This window comes from Streptomyces griseochromogenes, assembly GCF_001542625.1.
GTDB lineage: Bacteria > Actinomycetota > Actinomycetes > Streptomycetales > Streptomycetaceae > Streptomyces > Streptomyces griseochromogenes.
In genome coordinates this window covers 6,034,710-6,059,115 of record NZ_CP016279.1, presented here as the reverse complement: position 1 = coordinate 6,059,115, position 24,406 = coordinate 6,034,710, and the positions used below count along the sequence as shown (strand labels likewise).

Sequence of the window (24,406 nt, the reverse complement as noted above, 5' to 3'; positions counted from 1 at the left end):
CCCCACCCGCTCGTGCGTCCAGGCCCATATCCCGGCACTCGCGCGATCCGTAGCGTCGAGACCAGGACGACATGGAGGAAGACGGACATGGGAACCGCCTACCACATCACCGCGGGCGCGAGTCACCCCGACCATCCGCGCACCCAGCACGCGCTCGGCACGGTGAAGCGGCTCGTCGCGGTCTACGGCGCGCTGAGCACGGGCGTGTTCATGGCACTCGCCTTCCTCGCGGTCACCGACCGCACGGTGACCTCGTTCATGTGGGGCCGGTCGTTCGGGTTGCTCGCGAGCGCCGCGGTGATCTACTGGCTGACCGTCGTCGCCTCCAAAGGGGCGCGTTGGGCGTATCTGCGCGTGCGGGTGCTGTCGAGCCTCATGCCGATCGTGATCGTCGCCGTCGACATGGTCCCCGGCATCTGCCCGGCGTGGTTCGCCGGGATCCAGGCCGCGTGTGCCCTGCCCCTCGCCGCGGCCGCCGTCATCGGCAACGGATCCGCGCTGCGCGCCGCGTTCCCGAAGGGCTCCTGAGATCGTTACCCGCCCGACGAGGACCGGGGTCCAGCTGGAACAATGAGCCGTATGTTGAACGCCGCCTCCTCCGCCTCGACCCGCCAGCGCATCATCACAGCCGTTCTGCGGATCATCGGTGAGGACGGCGTCGCGGCGGTCACCAACCGGAGGATCGCCAAGGAGGCCGGAGTCTCACTGGGTTCGGTCACGTACCACTTCGCCACCCAGCACGACCTGTTGCGGGAGAGCCTGCTGCACTTCGTACGCGAAGAGGCACGGTACTTCACCGAGCTGGCCGACCAGTGCCAGACCGAGGGCATCGACGTCGAGGGCGCGGCGTCCCTGGCCGGCCAGGTCGCGTGCGGGACGGCACTCGACAGCGCCCATCTCGCGCCCTTCGAGCTGTACATCCATGCCGGGCGCGACGAGCGACTGCGCGAGTCGGCGGCGGAGGCGTTCAGGGCCTACGACCGGCTCGCCGCCCGGATCCTCACCGCTCTCGGCGTCCCGGACGCGGAACGCCTGGCGGCCACGACCGTCGCCCTGGTGATGGGTCTGCAACTACGGCGTCTGGCGACGGGCAGCCCCGCGGACGACCTGGTCGACGCCCTCCTGCTGCTCACCCGAGGCGCCGTCGGCCAGCCGGCCGAGCCGGACCCTCTGGGGTGAGAGCGACGGCCGGGGAGACTCTCGTCCGACCCGGCCACGAACCGGCCTTCCGCGCCGGGCCCCATGACGACACCGCGCCGCCGAAGGCATGCCGGAAACGGCCGCGCCGGCTGTATGCGCGGGTCAACGGGGGATCAGGAGGCCGTCCACCAGAGCACGGAGCTGGACCAGGAAGGTGTCCTGCGAGGTCAGCGGTGCCCACCGGTCCGCCACCTGCGCCAGCCGGGGATACTCGTCCGGGTCGAGTTCGCCGAAGACCTGCTCCCGGTAGGTCGGGCGCTCATCGGCCGCGCGCCGTCGGGCAGCTGCCGTCCGGATCACGATCTCGCCCGCGGTGTAGTACCAGATCGCACGGTACCCGTGCACAGCCTGCTCCGGGGTGAGCCCGCACTCCACCAGGCCGTCGACGATCTGCTCGACGAACCACAGCGCGGACGTCGACATGAGGTCGTCGGCGGTCAGCACCTCCACGATCCACGGGCAGTCGGCGAGCGCCCCATGGATCGCCGCGGCCGCGACGACGACCCGCTCGCGGGGGTCGGCGGGCAGTTCGGGGCGGCGCATCGTCCGCGCCGCGTAGTCGTCCAGCAGGAGGACGAGTAGTTCTTCCTTGTCACGGACGTGGTGGTAGAGCGCCATCGGCGTGCTGCCGATGTCCTTGGCCAGCCGCCGCATGGTCAGCCGGTCCACGCCCTCCTCGGTCACGATCCGGCGGCCCGTCTCGATGATGTCCTGGCGTGAGATACGGGCAGGCCGGCCGGGAGTCTTGCGCGGTGCGGACGGTTGCGACATGGCGCCATCATCCCCCAGGTGTCGACAGGAGCGATCACTTCGCGCTAGTTTTCTTACATGTATAGAAACTTAGAAGGGCGCCCTGGAGTGGTGCTGGCGGCCGCGGCCGTCGCCCAGTTCGTCGCCGCGCTGGACATGGCGGTGGTCACCATCGCACTGCCCGCGATCCGCACCGCCCTGGGATTCGCCCCGCTCGACCTGTCGTGGGTCGTGCACATCTACGCGCTCACCTTCGGCGGGTTCCTGCTGCTGGGCGGCCGGACCTGCGACCTGTACGGCCGGCGCCGGCTGTTCGTGCTGGGCATGGCCGTCTTCGGGCTCTGCTCGCTCGCGGGAGGACTGGCCCAGGAACCCTGGCAACTGATCGCCGCCCGTGCCGGGCAGGGCCTCGGCGCCGCCGCGGCCACCCCTGCCGCGCTGGCGATGATCACCACCACCTTCCCCGAAGGCCCCCGGCGCGTCCGCGCACTCGGGGTGTGGAGCGCGGTGAACGCCGCGGGTGGTGCGCTGGGCGTGCTGGCGGGCGGGCTGCTGACCGAGTACGCGGGCTGGCGCTGGGTCATGCTGATCAACGTGCCCATCGTGGCGGTGGCCCTCGCGCTGGTCTCCGCCACACCGCCCGCCGTGGCACGACCCCGCCGGGGCGAGAGGCTCGATGCGTTGGGTGCCGTCCTCGGCACCGGCGGCATCGGGCTCCTGGTGCTCGGTGTCGTCCGCACCGACGCGGTCGGTTGGGGGTCGCCCGCGACATGGGGGAGCCTCGGCGCCGCGGTCGCCCTGCTCGCCGCCTTCGCCTACGCCGAATCGCGCACGTCGTCACCGCTGTTGCGGTTGAGCCTGCTGCGCAGCCGATGGGTCGCCGGCGCGAACCTGCTCGTGTTCCTGGCAGCGGCCGGCCAGTTCACGGCGTTCTATTTCGTGTCCCTGTACATGCAACAGGTCCTGGGCATGAGTGCGGCGGCGACCGGTGCCGGATTCCTGCCCTTCTCCGTGGGGCTGGTCGCCGGCACGGCCGTCGCGACCCGCATCACTGCCACCCGCGGCCCCCGCGCCTCACTGGTGCCCGGAGCCCTGCTGGCCGCGGTGGGTCTGGCCTGGTTCTCCTTCATCGGTCCCCGCGGCGGATTCCTCACGGACGTGCTCGGCCCGTCCCTCGTCACCAGCGTCGGTGCCGGACTCGTGCTGGCCCCGATCGCCGCGGCCGCGACCACCGGCGTCGCCTCCCGCGAGGCCGGCATGGCATCGGGACTCTTCAACAGCTCACGCCAACTGGGCGGTTGTGTGGGCCTGGCCGCTCTGGCCACGCTCGCCGCACACCGCACCGGCACGGCCACCGACCCCGCCGCACTCAACGACGGCTACGCCCTCGGCCTGACCGTCACAGCCGTCCTCTTCGTGTTCGCGGCGGCCGTCGCCATCGGCATACTGCCCCGGAGCCGGGCCGCCACACCCGGCCTCCACCCCGGCGACACCGCGGACAACCGACTGGAAGGAACACACTCGTGACGACAACCCCCGTCGCCCTGTTCGCCCCGGCGTCGTACTACCACCCCGGCGGCGACGTGCGAGCCGCCGGAACGACGGATGACGGGCACTGACTCGGGCGCCTGGCGGATCGCCGCTCAGTCGGACTCGGGGCTCTGCTCGGCGGGTGTGGCCGGCGAGGCAGTGTCGGAGGTGGTGTAGAAGACGGATGTGCCCTGTTTGGTGCGCTGGGCCTGGTTCTTGGCCACGAGCCCTTCCAGCGTGGTGCGCACGACGGTTGTCCTGACGGTGCGCTCGGGGTGTCGCTCCGCCAGCGCGGTGGTGACTTCGGCGGCGGACCGGGGTTCGCTCTGACCCGCAAGATGCTCACGGACGAGGTCGACGAGCGTGGGCAGCGCCGACGGCGAAGTCGCCGCGGCCGAACTCTTCTTGCCGGCTCCCTTGCGCCCAGGAGCGGCGGCGGCAGTCTTCTTCCTCGCCTGCTTGCCCGCGACCGGCTTGGCCGCGGCCTTCTCACGGGGAGCGGGTACCGTCGGGAGACCGAGGGCTTGCTGGATGTTCAGCAGGACGGTGTGGTCCTGCTGAAGGGAGGCCAACTGCTGCTGCAGTGCCTGGATCTCATCGCTGAGGCGTTCCTGCTCTTTGAGGTTGCGCTCGAGGTCGCCGGTCACCTGTGCGCTGTACTGCGAAGTCAACTCGGTGGTCGCTGTGGTGGTTTCGGACATGCTGGGTGCACCCCTTCCCGAAGGCCACGTCCGGCGGGCGGCCGGTTCGTGGCGTATGCGAAATCCAAGGCATGCGGTGTTGAGCCTGGTGCCTTGTGAACACCAGCGGTTACTGCCGCACAGTGGTGTCTTAGCGATAGTACGGAAGACGTGCGCAATGGTCTCTGCAGTGTGGCTGAAATATTTCCTGTAGCTCGGACTCTGTCGGGAGCAGCCCCCTGTTGGCCGATCGAGGTTGCCGACGGACGAGCCGCGGGCCGCGTGCCCCGCCCGCCGGTGTCAGTGGGCAGTCGTCCGTGAGTCGGCCGGCGACCCGGATGGCGATCTTGCCGAAGGCGCCGCGCGCGAGGTGCTCGTGGACACTGTGAGCGCCCCCGAAGCCGTACACGGTGTCGAGGGCCGGCTCGATGCCCTCCTCCGCGGGGAACGTGCTCATCTCCAGGAAGGCGCCGGTGGCCGACCGCGGTGCCGCGGATCGCGTCCTGGCATCGGGCGCGGTCGGCCGGGTGGCGATCGGGTCCGCGGGAGCCGGCAGTTACAGCTGTCTGCCGGTGCTCAGCCGCGCCGTGGCAACCGAACGCCCCGGCATCGAACTCGTTCTGCGGGGGAAGACCCACGCGGGGGAGGCGTTGGGGCAGATCGCCGGTGACACCCTCGACCTGGGCTTCGTGTCGCTGCCCGTCCGCCGGGGCATCACCGCCCGGGTGGTGCGCAGGGAACCGCTGCTGGTGGCACTGCCGGACAGCCATCCCCCGGCGGCGCGCACCGACATTCCCCTGACCGAACGGGCAAGGGAGCCGTTCGTGACCTTCCCCGCCTCACGGGGCTCGGCCGTACGGGAGGCCATGGCGCAGGCCTGCCACGATGCGGGGTTCGTGCCCCGCATCGTCCAGGAAGCACCGGACGTGTACACCCTGCCGGCGCTGGTCGGCGCGGGGGTGGGTGTGGACATCGTGGTCGCCTCGGCCGACGCCATTCGCCTCGATCAGGTGTGCTTTCGCCCACTGGCGGGACCGGACGTTCCGGTGCTGCCCATCGCACTGGCTTGGCGCACCGGCAACCGGTCGGCGGCCCTGGACGCGATGCTGCGCGTCGCCGAGCGGGTGCTGCCGACGTCGGCCGAGTCCGACCGGTAGCGCTCTCGTGATCGCTCGCGGGTTGAGTGGACCCCGCTCGCGGGTTGAGTGGGTCCCACTCGCGCATTGAGCCGATGTCACTCGCGGGCTGAGCGGGAGGCACTCACGCGTTGAGTCGATTGAGACGCAGACGGTCTCAACGCGCCCCGCATTCTGGTCTTGGACGCCGGCCCGACACAACGTGCACAGTGAGGGAATCTCACGCGGACCTGGCACTCGCCCTCACGTCCGCGCAGGCGATCTCCCGCTACCCGCTGCTCACCGTGCTGGGCGCCCTGGCGGGCGCGGCCGGCGTGGCGATCACCTACGTCAAGACGACGTTCGCCCTGACCTGGGCCACATCGAGCGTTGACTTCAGCCGGACCAAGTTCCTCAGTGTCATCTCACTCGCCCTCGTGGTGCAGGTACTCGTCCAGCCCTTCGGCGCCTTCCTGGCGAGCAAGTGGCCCCTGCGCAAGGCAGTGCTGTGCTGAGCCGGCACAGCCATCATGTCCTGACCGAGCCGGGCTACGACGAGGCGGCCGTCCGCCGACTCCTCGGCGAGCCGCCCGCGGGGCCCTGACCCGGCTCGCCCAACCGCCCTACAAGCACGTGGAGTTGTCCGGGACGGTGACTTGTCCCGGGCACCTTCACACACGGGAGTCACTCGGCGGCGAAGTCTGCCGCCCGGTAACCGATCATCATCGTGGCCAGATTGGTGTGGGCCCGCGGAATGGTCGGCATGACGGAGGCGTCGGCCACCATCAGCCGGTCCACGCCCCGGACTCGTAGACGCTCGTCGACGACACTGGCATCGTCCCGGCCCAACCGGCAGGTGCCCACCGGGTGGTGGTACGACAGGGCCTGGGCGCGGCAAGCCTGCGGCAGGTCCTCGCTGCGCCACCAGGGTGCGTCGGGCAGCTTGACCCGTCCTTGTGCGGCCAGGTCGTCCACGATGCCGGCGGCCGTCGTGACGATGTCGGCTGCCCGTGACCGGTCCAGGGGCGCCGACAGATGACGGAGGCGGACTCGGGCTCGTCCTCGGCCCAACGCGAGGTGGCCCCGGCTCTCGGGGGTGACCAGCGAGGCGGTCACCGCGGCCGCGTGCGGGCCCGCGGTGGGGTCGAAGAAGGCGGCGTGGTAGGCGAATATCTGAGCCTGCGGATGACGGTCGCCGGGCAGTTCGTAGGTGAGCAAGGTGCCCTGACCACCCGGCATGGGCAGTTGGGAGGCGTCGGTGACGTCCACGTTCAGCTGGAACAGGACGTGATCGGACAGGTTCGTGCCCAGCTGCGGCGCGTGGACGAGGACCGGCAGGTCCGCGTTCCGCAGGTCGTCGGCCGGGCCGATGCCCGAGTGGAAGAGGATCTCCGGTGTGCCGAACGTCCCGGCCGACAGGATGACGCGGTCGGCCTCGACGACATGCTGCCCCTGCGCGTCCAGCAGCACCACACCGTGCGCCGCGCCCCCGCTGACCAGCACCCGCAGCACCTCACTGGCCGGCCGCAGGACCACGTTGGCGCGGGAACGGATGAGGGGCAGCACGCTCACGAGGGTGCTCAACCGCACACCGTCGACGCGGTTGGTGGGAAAGGGGCCGAAGCCGAGGGCTCCGGGGGCGTTGTGATCGGCCACCGGGTGATAGCCGTGGCGCCGGCAGACGTCCTGGAAGACGAGGTCGAACGCGCTCTGCTCGTACCGGGTGATCGCTATGGGTCCCTCGGCCCCGTGGTGGTCCTCCTGACCGAACTGCTGGTCGGCTTCGAGAGCACGGAAGGCGGGCAGGCAGGCGTCGTACGACCACAGTGCCGAGTCCCAGGCGTCGTAGCACCAAGGCTGACCGCGGACCGCCGCTGCCGCGTTCACCGCGGAACTGCCGCCGAACACCTTGCCTCGCGGCAGGAAGGCGCCGGTGTCCTCGTCGGTGTACTGCCAGTAGTAGTGCGCCGGCAGGAGAATCTCCGTGCGCAGTTCGTCCGGCACATTCGGGCCGGGGTCCGTACCCGCGTCCACCAGGACGACTTCATGACTTGGGTCCGCGCTGAGCTTCCAGGCACAGACGAGACCGGCGGACCCGGCTCCCACGATGACAGTGCGCATGGGACATCCCTTTCGACGGCGACGTTGTCCCAGCCAAACCGATCAGTCACCGGGCGAGCCATGATGCGAGTGATCGTCAACCATCAGTAAATGCAACGTGTCGTCGAGTTCAGGGTGACCGGGGAATGCCGATGGGCGGTGTCGGGCAGGTCCTGCAGGACCTGCCCGACACCGCCCATCGACGTGACAGCCGGTCAGGCGGTCACGGGTTCCTGCCCGGCCTCGGCCACGGCCGGATCCGCCGAGTAGAAGACGGACTTGCCCTGCTTGCTGCGACGGACGTGCCCCTTGGCGACCATGGCCTCCAGGGTGCTGCGCACCACCGTGAGTTTGATCCCGCGGTCGGGGTGGGCGCCGATCAGGGCGTCGGTGACTTCGAGGGCCGAACGCGGCTCACTCTCCCCGCCCAGGTGACTGACCACGAGATCGCGCAGCGTCGGACTGCCCGCGCCCTTGGGCGCATCGGCGGTGCGTGCGGCGGGTGCCGTCTTCTTCGCCGACGTCGTCTTCCTGGCGCGGTTCGTCTTCTGCTTGCCGGCCTGCGGAACAGGCGTGGCCTGGTGTGGAAGAGAGGCCTTGGCGGTGGGCGCGGCCGCTGTGTCACCCATGTCCTGCGCGCCGACGAGCGCCTCCTGCATGGTCGCCAAGAGGGCCTGGTCCTGGCGCAGCGTCTCCAGCTTCTCCTGGATCGCGGCCACCTCGCTGCTGAGCCGCTCCTGTTCCTCGGCGTTGCGCTTCAGATCCTCTGCCAGCCGGGCGGCGTACAACGGTCTGAGGCTGGTTGTCTCATCATGATTCTCGGCCACAGTCACTCTCTCCCTGAGGTTGTGTGCCGTTGCTTTACCGAATAGTACTCACAACAATGGTGAATACCCCGCTCATGCACCCCATCGCCAATGGCAGGTATGTTCGGACTGTCGGCATCCCGTGAACCGGCTGTGTCCGAGGTCGGTCCCTCACGCTCTGGAAAGTGACTCAACCCGCCGAGTAAGGTGACAGAACGAAAGTTCTCGCACATGGACGGCAAGGGCGCCCCAACGATGCACGATGACCCGATCCGGACCCGGATCCTCGACGCGGCCGAACAGCTCTTTTACAGCCAGGGCATTCAGACGGTCGGGATGGACGCTGTGCGTACGGCCGCCGGGGTCACGCTCCGGCGCCTCTACCAGCAGTTCCCCTCGAAGGGCGTCCTTGTCGAGGAGTATCTGCGGCGGCGGGACGCCCGATGGCGGGGCGAACTCGAGGAGTACGTCGAGGCGGCGGACGCGTCGGCGCGTGAACGTGTGCTCGCGGTCTTCGACTGGCTGCACATCTGGTTCGAGCAACCGGATTTCCGTGGCTGCGCCTTCATCAACTCGTTCGGTGAACTGGGAGCCACCTCCCCGGAAGTCACCGAAGCGGCGCGCCATCACAAGGAGCGGTTCCGGCACTTCGTGGTCGATCTGGTGCGGCGGGCGGGCGCTCCTTCGGAGGTGGCCGATCATGTCGTCCTGCTCGCCGAAGGGGCCATGACCACCGCCGCCATCTCGGGTGACCCTCAGTCGGCCGCACGGGGCAGAGCGGCCGCGGCGGTTCTGCTGCAGTCGGCGCGGGTGGGTTGAGTGTCACTCAGGCCGTCTGGCAGAGCAACTCGAAGGCCGCGTTGATCTGCGGCAGGTGTTCCCGGCCCCGTCGCGTGGCCAGGTATATCGAGTTGCTCACCGGCGTGTCCGGTGTGTGCAGCACACTCAGTGCGCCGGCGTCCAAGGCATCCTGCGCGAGATAGCGGGGGACGACGCTCAGTCCGGCGCCGGCGGCGACGGCGGACACCACGGTCCGAAGGTCGGCTACCGTCAACCCGGGTGTCGGTGGCTGCATGCCCCAGCACATGCGGAAGTAGCGCCGGGCCATGGGCATGGCGGGGGAGTACCCGATGAAACGTCGGCTGTCGTTCTCCGGCGTATACGGCGCCTCTCCGGCCGGGCCCACCAGTACGAACTCCTCGTCGCACAGATGCCTGAGGTGAAGCTGTCTCGTCGGGGCCCGCTCGATCCTGGTCACGACGGCGATGTCCAACTCGTCGTGCAGCACCACCTGCGCGAGCTCCGGTGACAAGCCGATGCGGCAGTGCACATCGACACCGCTCGTCAGCAGCGGGGTCAGCTTGGGCAGGACATGGACCGCGAGCAGGTCGCTCGGCGCCCCCAGCAGCACGGGGGCGTTGGCGCTGGTGGGAGGGAGCGCGTCGACCGCGTCTTCCAGGGCGTCCAGGTGGGTGGCGATCTGGGCGGCGAGGAGGTCTCCGGCCTGGGTCGGCGCCACTCCGCGCCCCAGCCGGTCGAAGAGGGGCCGTCCCATGATGCCTTCCAGCGCCTTGAGATGACGCGAGACGGCGGGCTGCGACAGTCCGAGCAGGCCTGCGGCTCTGGCGACGCCGCCGCATCGGTAGACGCACAGGAAGGTGCGGAGCATGCCGAGATCTGCTCCATGTCTCATGGCCGGAACCCTTCAGTGAGAACCAACGTTCTCCTAAGGTAGCAGCATCGCCGCCATGTCTGTGACGGGGTGCGCCGACAAGTGGGTCCGGTTGACTCGACGAGGCTTGACACGTCAACAAGGTGACTACAGACTGCCGTTCGCATACCGAAGAGAATTTCACTGAGTGGACTGGTTCGGTTGGTGCATGCGCCGAGCGTTCACTCGGTCAGTCTCCGGTCGTGCGTATCGGACACACCTGATACACCTCATCCAACGGAGTCTCCATGTCCTTTTCAGCGGAGCAGTCTTCCTGGTGGCGGACCTGGGCCACGCATCACAGAGTCGCGGCCGCCGTGCTCGCCGGTCTGGTGGCAACCCATCTCGCGACCGTCTTCGGATTCTGGCTCGGTGGGGTCGGGATGATGAGGCTCGACTGGAACACCTCGCAGGGCTGGGTCTTCATCCCCTTCGGCACCCCCCTGCAGAAGTTTCTTGTGGGAGGGCTGTCGCACTACGTCGACGGTGTGGTGTTCGCCGTGCTCTTCGCCTGCGCACTGCACCCCGCCCTGCGGTGGGGGAACACGGTGCGCGGCAACCTTGCCAAGGGCCTGTTGTTCGGCACTCTTCTGGCGTGCGTCGGCATCAGCTTCATGACGCCGTTCGTCTTCGCACCCGCCCGCGGCCTGCACCCGGGGTTCCTCAGTTGGGGATTCGGCTGGAAGTACATGACAGGCGTGTTCCTCTGGCACTGGGTCTACGGAGCACACCTGGGACTCATCTACAGTCCCGCGGAGGCGGCCGAGTGACGACGTGGCTCCGCGGCCGCCGTCGTGCCGTGCATCGCACCTCAGTCGCTGCGTACCGGCGCGAACGCGAAGACCGCGGCCATGTCGGCCTCGATGGCGCGGGCGGTGGAGAACAGGTGGGGCAGCAGCCGCTCGCGTGACTGCTCGGGAGTTTCCGTCCCCGCGTGCAGGGCCAGATTGACCGCGGCGACGGCGTTGCCGCGCGCGTCGCGCAGCGGGACCGCCATGGAACGAAGCCCCACCTCCAGCTCCTGCTCCACGACGGCGTACCCGTCCTGCCCTGCCCCCTCGATGGCCTTCGTCAGATCCGCGGGCGAGGTGCGGGTGAAGGAGGTCAGCGGGCGCGGCGGCAGTGCGGCGAGGAGTCGCTCCTGGTCCGGGTGCGACAGATCGGCCAGCAGGGCGCGCCCCATGGAGGTGGCGTAGGCGGGCAGCCGGGCTCCCGGTTGGACGCTGACGCTCGTGACCTGCTGGGTGGCGGAGCGGGCCAGGTAACGCACCTCCGCTCCGTCGAGAACGGCGACGGAGGCGGACTCGTGCACGCGAGCGGCGAGTTCGGCCAGATGGGGCTGTGCGATGTCGGCCAGGCCGAGGCCTGACAGGCGCGCGTAGCCGAGGCCGAGAGTGCGCGGAGCGGGCAGGAAGCGTCGTCCGCGCTGCTCGGCGTAACCCAGCTGAAGCAAGGTGAGCAGATTGCGGCGTGTGCTCGGGTACGACAGACCGGTCACCTGAGCGGCCTCGTTGAGCGTGAGGCCGCCGCGGGCGCCTCCGAGGGCGGTGAGCACGGTGAGGCCGCGAGCCAGCGCCTGAAGGAACGAGGGCCCCAGTTCCGGCTTGGCGTCGGTGTAAGGGGACGGGGCGAGCCGGCCGGCCGCAGGCCGGTCGGCGCCGAGGGCGTCGCCCATGTCCCGTGCCGCCCGGGTGAGATGGGTGAGGGCGTGTGCGCGCAGGGCCTCGGCGGTGAAGCGACTGGTGTGTGCGAGCACGCTCACCGCATACCGGGGCCCGTCCTTCTGACCGGGAACGGGAACCGACAGGGCGACCAGACCCGGAGCCGCGATCTGATCGTCCAGCGCCCAGCCCCGCTCGGCCGCGTCGGAGATCCAGGCGGCGAAGCCCGCCTCCGCCTCCTTCCCGAGCCGCGCGAAGCGCGCCGGCAGAGCCGGATAGCCGGTGTCGAGTGGGTCGGCGGCGCGCTGCGCCCGCCAGGCCAGCCGCTGTTCGCTGTCCCAGGCGCCGGCCAGGACGGCTCCGGCCGCGCAGCGGTCCGCGGGCAGCAGATCGCCGACCCTGAACCCCAGCGGAATCACTCGCTCCGGGGGGATCGCGCGAGCGACGATGCGCATGTCGCAGCCGTCCTCCGTGATCAGGGACACGGATTCGTCGAGGGCGCGGGCCAGGCCGTCCAGAGGGGGCTGGACGCTGTCGGGCAGGTTCGTGGCGCGCAGGTAGGCGTTGCCGAACTCCATCAGCAGGGGGGCGGCCCGGAGATCGCGGTCCGTCAGCCGCAGATGCCCCAGGTGCGCCAGTGTCGCGGCCAGCCGGTCCACGGCGGAGCGCGCCAGGCCCGTCGATCGGGCGAGGTCGGCCAGGCGCACCGGTCCGTCGGCCTCCGCGACGGCTCTCAGCACCGCGAGGCCCCGCGCCAGCGGGCCCTCCGCCTCCGCGCCGGGCCCTGCCTCCGTGGCGCCACCGGTCGTCGCCCTCGCGCGTCCTGCCATCGCCGACTCTGCTCCCGTGCTCTTCGTTCTCTTCGTTCCGATCCCTGACGAGAGAACGCTACCGAGCGTTGACAGCGCCGCGCAGACACCTCAGACTCAGATTTCACGTTTAATGAATGAAAGTTCACTCAGTGAAAAGGCGAGGGACCGGCTCTTGTCCACCACCCCCGACACCAACCCCTGGATCGGCGGCGTCCACACAGAGGTCGCCGCCGACACCGCCGAGGACGTACGGCGCGCGGTGGACGCCGCAGGCGCGGCCTCCGGGCAATGGGCGGCCACCAAGTCCGCCATGCGCCGTCAGATCTTCCTCAGGGCGGCTCGGCCGATGGCCGACCGCACCGACGACATCGTGCGGATCATGGCGGGAGAAGTCGGCGCCACCGCGCCCTGGGCGGCGTTCAACGCCCGCCTCGGCGCCGACATCCTTCTGGAGGCGGCCGCCGCCGTCAGCCAGTCGGCCGGACAGGTGCTCGCCACCGACGCCGATGGAGTGATCTCCACCCAGGCGCGCGTCCCCAAGGTCGTCATCGCCGCCATCTCGCCGTGGAACGCCCCGCTCGTCCTGGGCGCACGCGCGATCGCGCTGCCGCTCGCCCTGGGCGACACCGTGGTGATGAAGCCCAGCGAAGACGCCCCGGTCGCGTGCGGCCTGCTCATCGCCGACGTGCTGCGGGAGGCCGGCGTGCCCGCAGGGGTGCTCAACGCCGTCACCAACGACCGTGCGGACGCCGCCGAAGTGGTCTCGGCACTGGTCGCGGACGAGCGGGTACACATGGTCGACTTCACCGGTTCCATCGAGGTGGGCCGTGCCATCGCGGTCCACGCCGCCCGGCACCTCAAGCCCGCGCGCCTGGAACTCGGCGGCGAGAACACCCTGCTGGTCCTCCAGGACGCGGACCTCGACTACGCCGTGGACGCGGCCGTCCTCGGGTCCTTCGTGAACTCCGGCCAGATCCGTATGTGCCTCGGCCGTGTCATCGTCCACCGCTTGCTCGCCGAGGAGTTCACCGCGAAGCCCGCCGCGCGGGCGGCCGGGCTGAACCGCGGCGACCCGACCGACCCCGCCGTCGCCGTCGGCCCCGTCGTCAACTCCCGGGCCGCACAGCGCATCGCGGCGCTCGTCGAGGACGCGGTCGCCAAGGGCGCGACCCTCGCGGCGGGCACCGGCAGGCCCGAGGGGCCGGACACCTTGATCCGCCCGGTGGTGCTCACCGGTGTCACCGAACGACACCCCTTACGGGCTGACCGCCGGAGTCATCATCGAAGATCTGGGGCGGTGTGAAGGACTCCGGCTGCGGCCGATCCGAGCGTCCATCGGGCCGGTCGATGCGTCGGGCGAAGGTGAACGGCAACCGCTGAGGCCGGGGGCGCTGTGCCGCGCGCCCCCGGCCTCAGCGAACCGGACCGGCCGTCAGATCACGCGGTCTACGGGAAGTTGATGGTGGCGTCGGTGGAAATGGACACCACCACGGAACCCGCGGTGTCGGCGCTGAACGTGTCGACCGCGGCGATACGAGAACCCCAGCGCTCGACGAGTTCGGCCTGCGTGGCCTTCGCGACGCGGTCGATCCAGACCTTCTGCGCGGCCCAGACGTTCGCGGACTCGACCTCGGAGGCGGCCTCGGTGAAGGAGATCGCTCCCATGTTCTTCTTCGTGGTGTTCCAGAAGTCGACGAAGAATGCCCGGGACCGCTTCACGTCGGCTCGTGTTCCGGTGCGGTAGACATGACCGCCGACGTAGGTGTCGAAGTCGAGGTCGAGAATGGCGTCGTGGGCGAGGAGAATCCCGGGCAGGTAGTCCGCGTTGCCCCAGCCGCGATAGGGGGCCCAGCCCGGCATGACGACGTCGGTCATGGCCACGAGCCGCTGGCCGGGGAAGTGGGTGAGGATGTTCCCGGACTCATGGTTCGCGCCCGGGTAGATCACATGGATCTCCTCGCCTCCGATGTGCAGAACATTGTGCTTTCCGTGGAGGACCTTCTGGGGCATCGGCCGTGCCGGGTCCTTGTGCAGTGCGAGAATGGTGGCGCAGTCGGCGTGCGCGATACGGATCGCGTCCGGGAATTCGGTCACCGCGCCCACATGATCCAGATGGGAATGGCTGTAGATGAAGTGAGTCACCGGCTTGTCGGTCACGGAGGCGATGGCCTCCTTGAGTATGGCGCGGGAAGCGGGCGGTGCGTCGACGAGTACGACGCCGTCGCGGGTCACCACGAAGACGGACTGCACGAAACCGGTGATGACGACGTAGCCGTTCTTGCCGGCGCGCTGCAGCCGATAGCCCTTTCCGTTGTCGGGCAGCGGCTTCGCATCCGAGGGCAGGGGCAGGAAGCCGGGGGCCTCGGTGACGGCACCGGAAGTCGCCCCGGCGCTCTTCGGCGACCGGTTCTCCGTGTCGACGGGTTCGGCGGCCCTGGCGCCGCCGGGACTGAAAGCGAGAGCTCCCGCGCCGACGACGGCTGCGGCACTGCCGCCACGGATTACGGAACGACGATCGAGCATGACTGTCCTCTTTTTCCGACTAGGGGGATCAATGGCCGGCCGAGATCAACGCTACGAGTTACTTGAAGTTTCATCAAGTTATTCGGATGGCTAACTTTCATGTCATCAAGTCACTCTTGAGTGACCAGGTGGGAATTGAATGACCGTTATGAATCGCGGGTTGGAAGGGAAGAAGATGCCGAGTCCGGGCGAGGTGCGGAAATGAGCGGAACGCCGCGGCGTGAAGCCGAGATCTACGGCGCGGGTACTCCGGCGCGAGAGGCGATGGAGCGGCTGGCCGGCCGTTGGACGGTGCTCATCGCGCACGCTCTCGAAGACGGCCCCACCCGCTTCAACGACTTGAGGCACCAGCTGGGAGTGAGCGCCCAGGTGCTGGCCCGGGCCCTTCGCGACCTCGAGCGGGACGGGCTAGTCGCCCGGCGGCTCTACCCCGAGGTGCCGGTCCGCGTGGAGTACGAACTCACCGAACTCGGCGGGACCATGTGCCCGGTCGTGCGGGAGATACGGCGCTGGGCTGAGGAGGTGGCTCCGGCGATCGGCGAGGCGCGGGAGACGTACGACCGAAACCACCGGAGCTGACGCGCGGACGCTCGGAGGTCGTCCGTGGTGTCTGTCGCTGTGATCGCACGCCCTGCCCTCGACGGCCGGTGCGACCCGGTGCCTTCACCGGCGTTCGGTGGCGTCCGCCGATCGGTCCGGGAGGTGATCGCCCCGGAAGATCCGGTCGAGGTGGTGGTCCAGGATCATGGCGGCCGACTTCGCGCTGCGCTGCCCGACCAGGACGCTGGTGCCCAGTCCGGCGGACATGGCCAGCAGGCTGACGGCCTCCAACTCCACATCCACATCAGGCCGGATGAGGTCGCCCTCCTCGGCCTGCCGGAGGAGTTCGACGAGGGCGCTCTCGGCGGCGTCGGGGTTCTTGATGAAGGGCTGGGCGGCGAGCGCCGGGTCGGTGACGGACAGCACCGCGTACGAGGTGTAGACGAGGTGGAACGTACGGCTCTCCTCGTCCGTCGGCAACGCCGCCGTCAGTACGGCCTCGATCGTCGCGCGGGGTCCCGGAGCCTGCCCGGCGGCCCGGACCCGGGCGGCGGCCCGTTCCTCGAATCTCCGCGCCAGCTGCTGCAGCCCGTGGAGCAGCAGCTTCTCCTTGGTTTCGAAGTAGTACTGCACCAGTCGCAGTGACACGCCGGCCTCGGCGGCCACATCGCGCATTCCGACGGCGTGCAGTCCGCGTCGCGCCGCAACCCGAAGGAGAGCCTCGGCGATCTCGGTACGGCGCTCCGCATGGTCCACGCGCTTGGGCATCGACCGTTCCTCCGCTCGCTGTCTCCGCCGGTCGGGTCCGCCCCGGCCCCTTGATGATACAGCCGTACCAACATCGTGATACGTTCGTACCACAAAGGATCCGCACCCGGAGGTGACCGTGTCCCAGACCCTGACGCGCCCCCAGGCCGATGTCGGCCGATACGTGAGCGATGCCTGGCGTGACCGCTACTTCGCCGCCTGCGACGCCGTCTACGCCCTGGGAGCGACCGCTCTCACGGAAACGGACGTGGAGACCTCCTTCGGCACCACGCACGTCTACCGGTACGGCCCCGCGAACCCGGCGGCCCGCTCGAGAACCCCCGTCGTCCTCGTCCACGGAGCGGGCTCCTGCTCCGCCATGTGGTACCCCAACACCCCTGCCCTGAGCGCCGACCGCCCGGTCTACGCGATAGACACCCCCGGTGACCCCGGACGCAGTATTCAGCGCGAGGCCATCCACCAGCCCGAACGCGCCGCACAGTGTCTGGACGAGACACTGGCCGGCCTCGGGCTCGACCGCGTCCACCTGGTCGGCGCCTCCTACGGCGGATGGCTCGGCCTGAATCAGGCACACCGCAGGTCCGAACGCCTCGCCTCGGTCACGCTCCTCGACCCCGGCGGCCTGGAGAAAGTGGGCCTGCGCTTCTTCGTCTGGATCTTCGTCAGCCTCTTCGCGACCTTCGCGCCGAAGGCGCTGCGCCCACGACTGGCAGCGTGGCTCGAACAACCGGTCCTCATCATGCCGGAGCTGCGCACCATGATCAGGGTGGGGGTGCGCGCCTACCGCATCCGTCGCCCCGCCCCGTTGCCCTTGTCCGAGGAGGAACTGTCCACCATCCGCACCCCGCTCTATCTGGTGCTCGGCAAGCGAAGCCTCCTCGTGCACCCGCGGCGGCAGGTCGAGCGCGTCCCACGCCTGATACCGGGTGCCCGCGCCGAGATCGTCTCCAACACCGGCCACGGACCCGGGATCGACCACGCGGACGAGATCAATCGCCGGATGCTGAGTTTCATGGCCTCCGTCGACTGACGGCCGCCGAACGCGGGCACCGAGCCGGAGACCCACGAGACTCCGGCGTGCCGGTTGTGGCAGCCTGCGGAACGTCGTTCCCCACCTCGGGTGAACCCCCCGGCACGGGCGTGGCGGTGTGCCGAGCCCTGTCCGGAGGGTCGGCATAGTGGCGGTCCCCGTACCGGATTCGCAGGAGGACTCCCATGCTCGGCACCGACTTCCGCACCGGCTCACCCATGTGGATCGACCTCGGCAGCCCGGACACGGAGGCGGCCGCCGCCTTCTACGGCGCCGTCTTCGGCTGGCGGGTCGTGTCCGCGGGGCCGCAGGCCGGCGGGTACGGCTTCTTCCAGAAGGACGCGAAGATCGTCGCCGCGCTCGGGCCGCTGACCGAGGCGGGCGCCAGTCCGGCCTGGACGACGTACTTCCGCAGTGACGACATCGAGGCCACCGCCCGTCAGGTGGTCGCCGGCGGTGGCAGCGTGCGTGTCGAGCCCATGAGTGTGGGCGAGGGACGGCTGGCCCAGTTCACCGACCCCCAAGGCGCCCAGTTCGCCGTCCTGCACTCCGCGATGGGGCTGCAGAAGGCATCCGAGGACGACACGCTGGTGTGGGTGGAGCTGCACGCGGCCGACCCGGAGGCCGCGATCCGCTTCTACCAGGGGCTGTTCGACTGGCGCTCGCGGGACATGCAGGCGCCCGGCATGACGTACCGGGTCCTCAGCATCGCGTACGGAGACCAGCAGCAGGGTTCCTTCGGTGGCGTGGCCCAGCTGCAGGGGGAGCGCGAAGAGGCGCGCTGGGTGCCGTACTTCGCGGTGGCGGACGCCGATGCCGTGGTCGAGGCGGTACGGGACAACGGCGGGACCGTGCGCATGCCGGCCGCGGACGTGCCCGACGTCGGCCGCATCGCCTGGCTGGAAGACCCGAGCGAGGCGGTGTTCGCCGTGCTGAAGCCGAACCCTCGCCAAGGCTGACCGTCATCGGGACGACGCGGGCTCCCGAGCTCGGCCCAGGGCCGTGGGCGAGGCAGCCACCGGCACGCTGCCGTGCCGCGTGTCCGCCGGCCCCGGCAGATGGCCGAAGTCGTCCGATGCGGACGGACCTTGTCCGTCCTGCGCCCTGCCCCGCCCCTCACCGATCGCCTTATGATCACTACTCTGCGTACGAGGGGGGAGTGGCATGGCGGTGGGTGGATCGGCGTCGCGGCGGGCGCAGGAGGCGCGGCGGCAGGAGCGGCTGCTGAGGGAGCAGTGGCAGGCGGCCCGGCAGCAGGCACGCCGATGGGAAGCCGCCGATGAGGGCGAACGCAGAGTCGCGGCACAGCTGTTGGTCCTGACCGCGCGTGGGTGGCGGTTACTCGTGGATCGCAGATGGCCCGGAACACGGGCGGCCAATGTGGACATGCTGTTGGTCGGTCCCGGCGGGGTGTTCGTCCTCGATGTCAAGAACTGGCGCTCCGCGCCGGAGATTTCGCAGGGAAGGCTCCGCGCGGGCGGCGAGGCTCGCGACGAGCACGCGGCCAAACTGCTGGCCGTCACGAAAGCGGCCGAGTCGGCGGTCGCGTCCTTGGGGATGTCCCCGGTCGCGGTCCAGCCTCTCATGGTCTTCGCAGGTCACCGCGTCGATGCCGCACTGGGCAGGATCCGGCTGCTGGGGGAGCACGAGGTGGGTCCGGCCCTGCTCTCGGAGCGCTTGCGGCTGCCCGCCGCGTCCGTACGCGCCATCGCCGACCTCTTGGAGCGGGTCTTCCCCGAGTACGAGGGATCCGCTGTGCCGCAGCCGCAGCCGCAGCCGCAGCCGCAGCCACTGCCCCCGTCACCGGCTCAGCCTCAGGAAGACCTGTCCGACGGCCTGTTCGACCTCGACGGGCTGCGCGAGGCGGCACTGGACGAAACGCTGCGGGCCCCGATCGAACAGTGGATGACCTTCCTCGGCCCCGACCAGGTGGCTCTGGTGCGCCGCAACTGGGCCGGCCCCGCACGGATCAGCGGTCCTGCCGGCACCGGCAAGACCGTCGTGGGCCTGCACCGCGCGGCCCACCTCGCCCAACGCACCACCGGCCGGCTCCTGTACGTCACGTTCGCCAACAACCTCCCGCGGGTGCAGGCCACGTTCCTGAAGACCATGTCTCCCGCCGTGGCCGACAGGGTCGACTTCCGCAGTCTGCACTCCTGGGCCCAGGAGTTCCTGCAGGACCGCGGCGTCCCGGTCCGGCTGCACGGAGACAAGGCCGAGACCGCCTTCAGCCTCGCCTGGAAACACGTCGGCCGCGACAGCCGCCTGACCGAGATCGATCCGGCCCCGGGGTACTGGAAGGAGGAGATCGACCACGTCATCAAGGGCCGGGGCATCACGTCCTTCGAGGAGTACGCCACGGTGATCCGCCGACGCCGGCGTGCGAGCCTGCGCCGTGTGCATCGGCAGGCCGTCTGGGCGCTGTACGAGGCGTACGAGGCCCTCCGCGCCGAGCGCGGCGTACACGACTTCAACGATGTCCTCTCCCTGGCGCTGGCCGAGGCGCGGCGCCGTACGGGACAACACCGCTACGCGGCCGTGATCGTGGACGAGGTCCAGGACCTGACCCTGGTCGGAGTGCGCCTCCTGCACGCCCTCGTCGGCGATGCCCCGAACGGGCTGCTCCTGGTCGGTGACGGCCAACAAGCCGTCTACCCAGGCGGATTCCGGCTGTCCGAGGCCGGCATCGACATCCGCGGTGATCGTGGACAGGTACTGCGGACCAACTACCGCAACAGCAAGGAGATCCTCGACACGGCGCTCGCCGTCGTGGCCGAGGACTCCTTCGAGGACATCGACGGGCTGCGCACGCCGGGCCGCAGGGAAGTGGACCTCACGTACCACGACGGCCAGGTGATCCGGGTCGCGAGGCCGACGCCGGCCGAGCACGACCAGGCCCTCCTGGAGGCGCTGCACGGCCTGCCTCCCGCGGCCCGAGCCGACAGCGCGGTGCTGTGCCCCTCCATGCGCGCCATCGGCCGCTACCAGCGGCTCCTCGAACGGGCGGGCATCTCCGTATGCCTGCTGGAGCACTACGACGGCCGCCCCGTCGACGCCGTCAAACTCGGCAGTTACCACCGGGCCAAGGGGCTGGAGTTCAAGCGGGTCTACCTTCCCGAGTACGACGCGACCCTGACGGACAGCTCCCGGGCGCCCGACACGGAGGCCTCCGAAACCGGACGCGAGCGCGACGAACTGTCCCGCAGCCGGCTCTTCGTCGCCATGACCCGGGCGCGTGACGTGCTGTGGCTGGGCAGTGTGGACCGGTAGCCGGCACTGTTCGCACGGAGTCGCAGCGGCCTCGGCCTGTGTCACCAGCTCGGCCCGGCCCGTGTCTATCCTGATCTTGACGACCCGGTGCACCCTTGACGGGCACCGAGAGCGCTGCGGCCGCAGCAAGGACGGCCGCCGGGGGAAGGATGACCGATGAAGTGGTTCTGGTTGGTGATGGTCCTCTTCTGGACGGGGGGCTTCGCCTGGATCGCGGACAACGTCCGTACCGCTTTGCGGAACCGGCACGAGCGGAAGCTGCAACTGATGGACGCGGCGAAGGAGGAACGGCTCGCCGTCGACGCGGCGCACCTGGCACCGGAACCCGTGTGCGGGTGCACACACCACCTGGCCAAGCACGACAAGCAGGGCCACTGCCATGAACGCGTAGAGGTCCCGACGGCCTGGGACGAGAACAGGAAGCCGGTGCGCTACGAGGCCGGGCAGTGCAACTGCCAGCAGTACGTCGGCCCGCAGCCACTGTCCCAGGTGTACGCCGACGACCTGACGGACCGGATCTGAAGCCGCCGCCCCGTACCGGCTCGGGACAGAGTCCCCGGAGCGCTGACCGCGTCGAACAGGAGGCCGTCGACGACGGCCAGGAGCAGCCGGGCCTCGACCTCGGGGTCGGGCCGGGGCCCGCGCGGGGGCGCGGGCAGCACGCTCAGCGTCTGCCGTAGTTCGGCACGGATCGCCGCCGGCGTCTCCCGTCGTACGGCCGCGAGCTCGGGCGAGGTGGCGGCGCGCGCGGCGAAGGCGACGTACACGCGGCATTCCGCGAGCCGGTCCTCGTCGAGCGGCAGCAGTTCACGCAGGGCGGCGGACAGCGCCTCACGCGGGCCGGTGCGCGCGTCGAGGCCGGCGACCCGGGCCCGCGTCCGCTCCACGACCTGCCGGAACGCGAAGACCAGCATCGGCACCGCCCACGTCCTGCCGGGCGACGACCCTTACGCCCGGCAGCGCCGCCTCGGCCGCCGGCACCCTTGCGCGCGCTCAACGCGATGGTGGTGCGGATCATGGTGACGGAGCTGGTCACGGTCCGGGTGGATCTCGGGCAGCGGCGGGCGCGTCCCGCGTCCGCCGACCAAGATGCGGCACACCCCCGCTCCCCGCACGATGGGGGAAGGGAACGACTCTGCCCGTACAGCAGGAGAAGACGGTGAATCCTGAACGACTCCCGCCGTCGTGGCTCTTTCCCCAGGTGCAGTCCCCGGCGCCGCGAACCATGGGGAACGAACCTCTCATACCGTCGGTGGACGGCACGCAGATGTCCTGTGAGTGCGGATTCCTCCAGGGCATCATCGAAGGCACGTCCGCTCCCGTGGTCATCCTCGACCGTCATCTGCGCCATCTCTACGTCAACCCCGCCTGGTGCCGGGTCACCGGCGTACCCGCCGCCACCTTTCTCGGCAGAAAGCTGGGCGAGGTGCTGCCGGACGTGCAGACCCCCGACGACGTGCTGATCGAGGTGCTCGCGGACGGGCAGCCCCGGGAAGTGACCCTGAACGGAACCACGCGCGTCCCCTCACCCGTGGGACGAAGACTCTGGCGCGCGGTCTTCCACCGGCTCGAGGTGCAGGGCCACGTCGTCGGGGTGTGCGGAATATCCGTCGAGGTCAGCAACCTGCGCCAGTACCTGGACGACCTCGAGAACGCCCACCAGCGACTGGCCCTCCTGGATGCCGCGGCCACCCGGGTCGGCACCACCCTCGACCTCCAGGCCACCTGCGCCGAACTCGCCGACTTCCTCGCGCCTGCCCTGGCGGACGTGGTCGGAGTGGGCATCGTCGAGGAGGAGTTCTTCGGTGTGCCCCCGCCGCCGCCGGGCATGATCCGGCTGCGCAAGATGAAGCTGTCGGCACAGCCCGAACTGCAACGACACCTGCGTGAACTCGGACCGGATCCGTACGTCGACCTCCCGCGCGGTTCGGCGCCCCGGCGCTGCATCGACAGCGGACGGCCCTGGCTCGCCAACCTGGCGTCCGACGAACTGCTGCACAAGGCCGTCGTCGAACCCGAGCACATGCGGCTCTTCCGGGCGGCCGGTGTCCACTCGGTGCTGATCGTTCCACTGCCCACGGCCAGCCGCTGCGTCGGCATCGCCCTCATGATGCGGATCGGAGCGTCACCGCCGTTCAGCGAGGACGACATCCTCACCGCACAAGGTGTGGCCGCACGTGCCTCCGTCTCCATCGACAGCGCCCACCGCTACAGCCGCGAGCACACCATGACGCTGGAACTCCAGCGCGCCCTGCTGTCGGAGCCGGACAGCCCGCACCCGTCGGTCGAGGTGGCGACCCGCTATCTGCCCTCCGGCCGCAGTGTCCTCGTCGGCGGAGACTGGTACGACTCCATCGCACTCCCGGACTGCCGCACCCTGCTGGTCATGGGCGACGTGATGGGACACGGCTTCCAGGCCGCGGTCGCCATGAGCCAGTACCGCTCCGTCCTGCGCACCGTCGCCGCCTCCGGCATGCCGGTGGACGCCATGCTCGGCGAAGCCGACCGCAGGGCCGCACGCATCGGCCTCGACCGTGTCGCCACGTGCCTGCTCGTGCTGATGGATCCGCAGGCGGGCACCTGCGCCGCGGCCACGGCCGGGCACCTGCCGCCGCTCGTCATCCGCCCGAACGGCAGCACCGGCCTGATGAGCCTGCCGGCCGGACCGCCCATCGGAACCGAACTCGGCGACTACGAGATGACAACGTTCGCATTCGAGCCCGGCTCCGTCCTCCTGCTCTACACCGACGGACTCGTGGAACAAAGGGGCGTGGACATAGACGACTCCGTGCGCGCCCTCACCACGCTGGGACTGTCTGCCGACGGCTCGCTGGAGGACCTGCTCGACACGCTGCTGACCCAGTTGACCAACGGCATGTGCGAGGACGACATCGCACTCCTCGCCGCCCGTCTGAGCCCTGGACACGCCTCACGCCCGCACGCGTCGGAAGTCCACGTATGACGGAGCGTCGAGCAGGGCATGATCATCAGATGGCCGACTACGTACCCTCACCCGACGAAGTGACCGCCGCGCAGTCCTCCGGCGGCGGTTGGACGAAGAAGCAGCTTGCCGAATGGGGCATACCGTGGCCCCCGCCTCAGGGCTGGCGCAAGCACCTGGAGCGGAAATGGAGGGGCGAGGACGTCGCCCCACTGCTCCGTCAGGAACCTGATCAGGACGCCCTGTTCTAGCCGCTCCCGCCGCGGTGCGGCGGGAATCCGTCGGCCGCCGGCAGGAGGTCGAAGAAGTGGTGCTCGGCCGCCGGCGCGTACCGCACCAGCGCCACGAAGTGCGGTATACGGGACGGCGGCATCTGCGCGGACGCCTCCGACGCGGCCTCCTCCAGCGACTCGCACACGGTGCCGTGCCAGTAACCGGCGTCGTTCAACGGATCGCCGGTTGCTTCCCGCACGGGTCCGGAGGAATTCAGTCCGACCGCCAGGTACAGGCGCGGGATGCCCTTGTCGGCGCAGGCCCGGGCGAGGATCCTGCCGGTGAGACCGTTCTCGTCGCTGTCCCCCTCGGCGAACTGCGCCAGCATCACCTGAAGGGGCAGTTCACCGACTGCCGGCCAGCTCCGGGCGAAGGCTCCGCTGCCCGTCCGCCCCGGTTCGCCGCTGTTCTGGGGGCCGTAGTGACCGTTCGCCGCGTCCTTGGGCTCGGGCCGGACGGCTCCCTTGAAGTACGCCCACCGCCACCCCTCGGTCCGCCCGTCGGCGTTGCCCGCGACAGCGCCCTGCGCCCAGGCCTGCGCGTATTCCAGGCTGCGGACGAGCGGTGTACGGGGTACGCCGGGCGGCGAGCTGATACCGGCGTCGTATCCGTTCTGCCAGCCCGCGACCCCGACCGGCACCAACAGTCCCGGTTCCTCCGGGACAGGGAAAGGGTTGTGCTGCGTCATGACTCGGC

The 24,406-nt window shown here is 69.9% G+C and carries 25 protein-coding genes; 15 read left to right on the top strand and 10 right to left on the bottom strand.

Annotated features, from left to right (window positions below; translation table 11 throughout):
• Positions 1 to 87 precede the first annotated feature (87 nt).
• Both AVL59_RS25975 and AVL59_RS25970 read left to right on the top strand, forming a co-directional pair.
• Positions 88 to 528 carry a hypothetical protein gene (locus AVL59_RS25975; RefSeq protein ID WP_079146989.1) on the top strand — a complete coding sequence of 147 codons (441 nt, stop codon included), beginning with the start codon at positions 88 to 90 and terminating at the stop codon, positions 526 to 528.
• A gap of 51 nt (positions 529 to 579) precedes the next feature.
• The gene (locus tag AVL59_RS25970; protein WP_372450288.1) at positions 580 to 1,179 is read left to right on the top strand and encodes a TetR/AcrR family transcriptional regulator; all 600 of its coding nucleotides are present in this window, start codon (positions 580 to 582) and stop codon (positions 1,177 to 1,179) included.
• 123 nt (positions 1,180 to 1,302) lie between these two features.
• Here AVL59_RS25970 and AVL59_RS25965 read toward each other — a convergent pair whose 3' ends face one another.
• Positions 1,303 to 1,971, bottom strand: a complete 669-nt coding sequence (locus AVL59_RS25965) for a TetR/AcrR family transcriptional regulator (protein WP_067308781.1) — start codon at positions 1,969 to 1,971, stop codon at positions 1,303 to 1,305.
• Positions 1,972 to 2,028: 57 nt separating this feature from the next.
• Here AVL59_RS25965 and AVL59_RS25960 point away from each other — a divergent pair, with 57 nt between their 5' ends.
• Positions 2,029 to 3,477 carry an MFS transporter gene (locus AVL59_RS25960; protein WP_067308778.1) on the top strand — a complete coding sequence of 483 codons (1,449 nt, stop codon included), beginning with the start codon at positions 2,029 to 2,031 and terminating at the stop codon, positions 3,475 to 3,477.
• Between the two features lie 116 nt (positions 3,478 to 3,593).
• On the opposite strand, the gene AVL59_RS25955 is transcribed toward AVL59_RS25960, so the two are convergent.
• Positions 3,594 to 4,181, bottom strand: coding sequence for a hypothetical protein (locus tag AVL59_RS25955; RefSeq protein ID WP_067308776.1), 588 nt, complete (start codon positions 4,179 to 4,181; stop codon positions 3,594 to 3,596).
• Positions 4,182 to 4,588: 407 nt separating this feature from the next.
• Here AVL59_RS25955 and AVL59_RS25950 point away from each other — a divergent pair, with 407 nt between their 5' ends.
• Together AVL59_RS25950 and AVL59_RS53710 are read left to right on the top strand one after the other, a co-directional pair.
• Complete coding sequence (locus AVL59_RS25950) at positions 4,589 to 5,317, top strand: LysR family substrate-binding domain-containing protein (protein WP_067308774.1); 729 nt, start codon at positions 4,589 to 4,591, stop codon at positions 5,315 to 5,317.
• Between the two features lie 188 nt (positions 5,318 to 5,505).
• Positions 5,506 to 5,790 carry a hypothetical protein gene (locus tag AVL59_RS53710; protein WP_067308770.1) on the top strand — a complete coding sequence of 95 codons (285 nt, stop codon included), beginning with the start codon at positions 5,506 to 5,508 and terminating at the stop codon, positions 5,788 to 5,790.
• Positions 5,791 to 5,959: 169 nt separating this feature from the next.
• Here the strand turns inward: AVL59_RS53710 and AVL59_RS25940 are convergent, their stop codons facing one another.
• Both AVL59_RS25940 and AVL59_RS25935 read right to left on the bottom strand, forming a co-directional pair.
• The gene (locus AVL59_RS25940; RefSeq protein WP_067308767.1) at positions 5,960 to 7,396 is read right to left on the bottom strand and encodes a GMC family oxidoreductase; all 1,437 of its coding nucleotides are present in this window, start codon (positions 7,394 to 7,396) and stop codon (positions 5,960 to 5,962) included.
• 194 nt (positions 7,397 to 7,590) lie between these two features.
• Positions 7,591 to 8,163 carry a hypothetical protein gene (locus tag AVL59_RS25935; protein WP_099053131.1) on the bottom strand — a complete coding sequence of 191 codons (573 nt, stop codon included), beginning with the start codon at positions 8,161 to 8,163 and terminating at the stop codon, positions 7,591 to 7,593.
• A gap of 273 nt (positions 8,164 to 8,436) precedes the next feature.
• Between AVL59_RS25935 and AVL59_RS25930 the strand changes: the two genes are divergently transcribed.
• Positions 8,437 to 9,000, top strand: coding sequence for a TetR/AcrR family transcriptional regulator (locus tag AVL59_RS25930; protein ID WP_067317766.1), 564 nt, complete (start codon positions 8,437 to 8,439; stop codon positions 8,998 to 9,000).
• Between the two features lie 7 nt (positions 9,001 to 9,007).
• Here AVL59_RS25930 and AVL59_RS25925 read toward each other — a convergent pair whose 3' ends face one another.
• Positions 9,008 to 9,874, bottom strand: coding sequence for a LysR family transcriptional regulator (locus AVL59_RS25925; protein ID WP_067308761.1), 867 nt, complete (start codon positions 9,872 to 9,874; stop codon positions 9,008 to 9,010).
• A 266-nt stretch (positions 9,875 to 10,140) separates the two neighbouring features.
• Here AVL59_RS25925 and AVL59_RS25920 point away from each other — a divergent pair, with 266 nt between their 5' ends.
• Positions 10,141 to 10,662 carry a hypothetical protein gene (locus AVL59_RS25920; protein WP_067308758.1) on the top strand — a complete coding sequence of 174 codons (522 nt, stop codon included), beginning with the start codon at positions 10,141 to 10,143 and terminating at the stop codon, positions 10,660 to 10,662.
• Positions 10,663 to 10,703: 41 nt separating this feature from the next.
• On the opposite strand, the gene AVL59_RS25915 is transcribed toward AVL59_RS25920, so the two are convergent.
• Positions 10,704 to 12,383 carry an IclR family transcriptional regulator domain-containing protein gene (locus AVL59_RS25915; RefSeq protein WP_067308756.1) on the bottom strand — a complete coding sequence of 560 codons (1,680 nt, stop codon included), beginning with the start codon at positions 12,381 to 12,383 and terminating at the stop codon, positions 10,704 to 10,706.
• A gap of 154 nt (positions 12,384 to 12,537) precedes the next feature.
• Here AVL59_RS25915 and AVL59_RS25910 point away from each other — a divergent pair, with 154 nt between their 5' ends.
• Positions 12,538 to 13,668, top strand: a complete 1,131-nt coding sequence (locus AVL59_RS25910; protein WP_067308753.1) for an aldehyde dehydrogenase family protein — start codon at positions 12,538 to 12,540, stop codon at positions 13,666 to 13,668.
• A 143-nt stretch (positions 13,669 to 13,811) separates the two neighbouring features.
• Here AVL59_RS25910 and AVL59_RS25905 read toward each other — a convergent pair whose 3' ends face one another.
• Positions 13,812 to 14,888, bottom strand: coding sequence for an MBL fold metallo-hydrolase (locus tag AVL59_RS25905; protein WP_067308751.1), 1,077 nt, complete (start codon positions 14,886 to 14,888; stop codon positions 13,812 to 13,814).
• Between the two features lie 201 nt (positions 14,889 to 15,089).
• On the opposite strand from AVL59_RS25905, the gene AVL59_RS25900 reads away from it, so the two are divergent.
• Complete coding sequence (locus tag AVL59_RS25900) at positions 15,090 to 15,467, top strand: winged helix-turn-helix transcriptional regulator (RefSeq protein ID WP_067308748.1); 378 nt, start codon at positions 15,090 to 15,092, stop codon at positions 15,465 to 15,467.
• Between the two features lie 84 nt (positions 15,468 to 15,551).
• Here the strand turns inward: AVL59_RS25900 and AVL59_RS25895 are convergent, their stop codons facing one another.
• The gene (locus AVL59_RS25895) at positions 15,552 to 16,196 is read right to left on the bottom strand and encodes a TetR/AcrR family transcriptional regulator (protein ID WP_067308745.1); all 645 of its coding nucleotides are present in this window, start codon (positions 16,194 to 16,196) and stop codon (positions 15,552 to 15,554) included.
• Between the two features lie 112 nt (positions 16,197 to 16,308).
• Here AVL59_RS25895 and AVL59_RS25890 point away from each other — a divergent pair, with 112 nt between their 5' ends.
• The 4 genes from AVL59_RS25890 to AVL59_RS49415 all read left to right on the top strand — a co-directional run bounded on the left by AVL59_RS25890 (position 16,309) and on the right by AVL59_RS49415 (position 21,018).
• Complete coding sequence (locus tag AVL59_RS25890; protein WP_067308742.1) at positions 16,309 to 17,226, top strand: alpha/beta fold hydrolase; 918 nt, start codon at positions 16,309 to 16,311, stop codon at positions 17,224 to 17,226.
• Positions 17,227 to 17,411: 185 nt separating this feature from the next.
• Positions 17,412 to 18,185, top strand: coding sequence for a VOC family protein (locus tag AVL59_RS25885; protein WP_067308739.1), 774 nt, complete (start codon positions 17,412 to 17,414; stop codon positions 18,183 to 18,185).
• Positions 18,186 to 18,390: 205 nt separating this feature from the next.
• Positions 18,391 to 20,496 carry a nuclease-related domain-containing DEAD/DEAH box helicase gene (locus tag AVL59_RS25880; RefSeq protein ID WP_067308736.1) on the top strand — a complete coding sequence of 702 codons (2,106 nt, stop codon included), beginning with the start codon at positions 18,391 to 18,393 and terminating at the stop codon, positions 20,494 to 20,496.
• A gap of 156 nt (positions 20,497 to 20,652) precedes the next feature.
• Complete coding sequence (locus tag AVL59_RS49415; RefSeq protein WP_079146986.1) at positions 20,653 to 21,018, top strand: hypothetical protein; 366 nt, start codon at positions 20,653 to 20,655, stop codon at positions 21,016 to 21,018.
• Here the strand turns inward: AVL59_RS49415 and AVL59_RS25875 are convergent.
• A complete protein-coding gene (locus AVL59_RS25875; RefSeq protein ID WP_237281924.1) occupies positions 20,928 to 21,410 on the bottom strand; it encodes a TetR family transcriptional regulator C-terminal domain-containing protein in 483 nt (160 codons plus the stop codon). The two genes, AVL59_RS49415 and AVL59_RS25875, sit on opposite strands and share 91 nt — an antisense overlap.
• Positions 21,411 to 21,748: 338 nt before the next feature.
• On the opposite strand from AVL59_RS25875, the gene AVL59_RS25870 reads away from it, so the two are divergent.
• Both AVL59_RS25870 and AVL59_RS25865 read left to right on the top strand, forming a co-directional pair.
• Positions 21,749 to 23,458, top strand: a complete 1,710-nt coding sequence (locus AVL59_RS25870) for a SpoIIE family protein phosphatase (RefSeq protein WP_159400082.1) — start codon at positions 21,749 to 21,751, stop codon at positions 23,456 to 23,458.
• A 29-nt stretch (positions 23,459 to 23,487) separates the two neighbouring features.
• A complete protein-coding gene (locus AVL59_RS25865; RefSeq protein ID WP_067308731.1) occupies positions 23,488 to 23,688 on the top strand; it encodes a hypothetical protein in 201 nt (66 codons plus the stop codon).
• Here the strand turns inward: AVL59_RS25865 and AVL59_RS25860 are convergent.
• A complete protein-coding gene (locus tag AVL59_RS25860; protein ID WP_067308729.1) occupies positions 23,685 to 24,398 on the bottom strand; it encodes a hypothetical protein in 714 nt (237 codons plus the stop codon). The two genes, AVL59_RS25865 and AVL59_RS25860, sit on opposite strands and share 4 nt — an antisense overlap.
• Positions 24,399 to 24,406 lie beyond the last annotated feature (8 nt).